The sequence below is a fragment of the Streptomyces sp. CO7 genome (genome assembly GCF_053474865.1).
In genome coordinates this window covers 282,250-284,720 of sequence record NZ_JBRIOU010000004.1, presented here as the reverse complement: position 1 = coordinate 284,720, position 2,471 = coordinate 282,250, and the positions used below count along the sequence as shown (strand labels likewise).

Below are 2,471 nucleotides of genomic sequence, written 5' to 3'. Positions count from 1 at the left end.
GGTCGACGCCGAGGACCGGCTCACCGCCCCGACCACGGTCCCGCTCAAGCCGGCGTCCAACGGGCCCGACACGGAGGGGAACTGGGTCTACGAGGGCCCGCTGACCCTGGACCGCACGGGACCGTTCGGCTACACGGTGCGGGTGCTGCCCGCGCACCGGCTGCTCGCCTCGGGCGCGGAGCTGGGGCTGGTCGCGCTGCCCGCCGAGGAAATGGTGGAGGCGGCCGGGGTGCTCATGCGCTGACGGGTCTCCGCGCGGCGCCACCCCGGCGCCGCGCGCGGTCCCTCGGCACCGCGACTGGGGGCCGGCGCCGTGCCTGCGGGTCGGCGCCGCGCCGGGGGGTGGGCGCCGCGCCGGTGGGTCGGCTCAGAACTCGGCCGGCGGGTCGGCGAGGCGGCGCAGCACCACGCCGCAGCGCCGGGCGTAGGCATGCTGGAAGCCGCGGGTCGCCGGTCCGCCGGCCTTGGCGTACCACTTGGCGGGGCGGGAGAACGCGGTGACGGTGAGCCAGACGGTGCCGTCGCCGGTGCGGCTGACCACGAAGGCCTCCTCGCCGCTCTCGGGATGACCGGGCAGCGTCCCGTAGGCCCAGCCGACGCGGCGCGGCTCGTCCACCGTCCACACCACCCGGCAGGGCGCCCTGACGATGCCGGCCAGGGTCACCGTGACATCGACCCCGGGCGCCGCCCGCTCGGCCGAGGTGGTGATCCCCACGCCCATCTCGCGGTGCATCCGCCAGGTCGTCAGGGCCTCGGCGGCCCGGCGGAAGACCTCCTCGCCCTCGCCGAGCCGGGTGCGCTCGTGCAGGGAGTGGAAGCCGGGCGGGCAGGGGACGCCGCCGTCACGCGTGGCGCCGACGTCCTCGTAGGTGAACGACATGAGGCCCAAGACTAAGCGGCACCCGGGGGCATATGCCCCCGGGTGCCGCTCAGTCGTTCGAGAATTTCCGGTCAGGTCCCGACCGGTGTCACTTGACGTTGATCGCGGCCCAGGCCGCGTTCACCGCGGTGTACTCCGCGCTGCCCGAGCCGTACAGCGAGGTGGCGGCGTTCAGCGTGGCGGTGCGGGCGCCCGCGTACTTGGTGCTGGACGTCATGTAGGTCGTCAGCGCCTTGTACCAGATCTGCAGCGCCTTGGCGCGGCCGATGCCGGTGACCGCGGTGCCGCTGTAGGTCGGCGAGTTGTAGCTCACGCCGTTGATCGTCTTGGCGCCGCTGCCCTCGGAGAGCAGGTAGAAGAAGTGGTTGGCCGGCCCGGACGAGTAGTGCACGTCCTTGGAGCCGAGGCTGGAGGACCAGTAGTCGGCGGACGCGCCGTCCTTGCTGGGCTTGTCCATGTAGCGCAGCGGGGTGCCGTTGCCGTTGATGTTGATCTTCTCGCCGATGAGGTAGTCGCCGGCGTCGGTGGCGTTGGCGGCGTAGAACTCGGTGCCGGTGGCCAGGATGTCCGAGGTGGCCTCGTTCAGGCCGCCGGACTCGCCGCTGTAGGTGAGCTTGGCGGTGACCGAGGTGACGCCGTGCGACATCTCGTGGGCGGCCACGTCGAGCGAGGTCAGCGGGTGGGTGTTGCCCGAGCCGTCGCCGTAGGTCATGCAGAAGCAGGAGTCCTGCCAGAAGGCGTTGACGTAGGCGTTGCCGTAGTGGACGCGGGAGTAGGCGGCCTTGCCGTCGTTCTTGATGCCGCTGCGGCCGAAGGTGTTCTTGTAGAAGTCCCAGGTCGTCTGGGCGCCGTAGGCGGCGTCCGCGGCGGCGGTCTGGTCGGTGGAGGCGCTGGAGGCGGCGCCGGTGCCCCAGATGTCGTCCGCGTCGGTGAACAGGGTGCCGGTGCCGGAGGTGCCGCGGGCCAGGTTGTACGTCTTGTGGCCGCCGCGGGTGGCGTCGGTCAGCTGGTACGTCGAGCCGGAGAGCGTGGTGTTCAGCGTGACGCTGCCGGAGTACATGGTCCTGCCGGTGCCGGTGTGCACGCCCTGGAACTCGTAGATCTTCTCGCCGGAGGCGGCGTCGGTGATCACGTGGAGCTCGTTGGGGGTGCCGTCGGCCTGCAGACCGCCGACCACCGTCTCGTAGGCCAGTCTCGGCTCGCCGTCGGCGGCCCAGATCACCTTGCGGGAGGACTCGACGGCCGACTTCTCGGCGTCGGCGGCCTCGGAGGCGGAGAGCGCCTGGCCCTTCGCCCTGGCCGCGGAGACCTCGGCGGTCAGGTCGGCCTTGATCTCGGCCTTGACGTTCTTGGTGACGCCCAGGTGCTTGCCGGCGCCCGAGGTGTGGACGACGAGGTCGCCGCCGAGGACCGGGAGGCCGCCGAAGGTGCGCTCGTAGCGGGTGTGCACCGAGCCGTCGCCGTCCTGGACCACGTCCCGGACGACCAGCTTCTCCTGCGCGCCCAGACCGATCTTCTCGGCCGTGTCGGCGGTGCGGCCCTCGGCCGCCTTGAGCAGGGCGGTGCGGGCGGTGGGGGACAGCTGCACCGG

General features: G+C 72.3%; 3 protein-coding genes. 1 reads left to right on the top strand and 2 read right to left on the bottom strand.

The genetic code is table 11. From position 1 onward, the window contains the following. The coding region (locus ACOV8S_RS14005; RefSeq protein ID WP_448318149.1) for a hypothetical protein at positions 1–244 on the top strand (244 nt) is incomplete at its 5' end. A gap of 123 nt (positions 245–367) precedes the next feature. On the opposite strand, the gene ACOV8S_RS14000 is transcribed toward ACOV8S_RS14005, so the two are convergent. Together ACOV8S_RS14000 and ACOV8S_RS13995 are read right to left on the bottom strand one after the other, a co-directional pair. Then, positions 368–880: a DUF1990 family protein gene (locus ACOV8S_RS14000; RefSeq protein WP_448318148.1), complete on the bottom strand. Its 513-nt coding sequence runs from the start codon at positions 878–880 to the stop codon at positions 368–370. An 88-nt stretch (positions 881–968) separates the two neighbouring features. Further along, positions 969–2,471 (bottom strand): M4 family metallopeptidase (locus tag ACOV8S_RS13995; RefSeq protein WP_448318147.1); only part of this gene is annotated, 1,503 nt, incomplete at its 5' end.

Bases quoted from the DNA above. Each gene is read 5' to 3' on its own strand.
- ACOV8S_RS14000 (WP_448318148.1), bottom strand. From the start codon at position 880: ATGTCGTTCACCTACGAGGACGTCGGCGCCACGCGTGACGGCGGCGTC.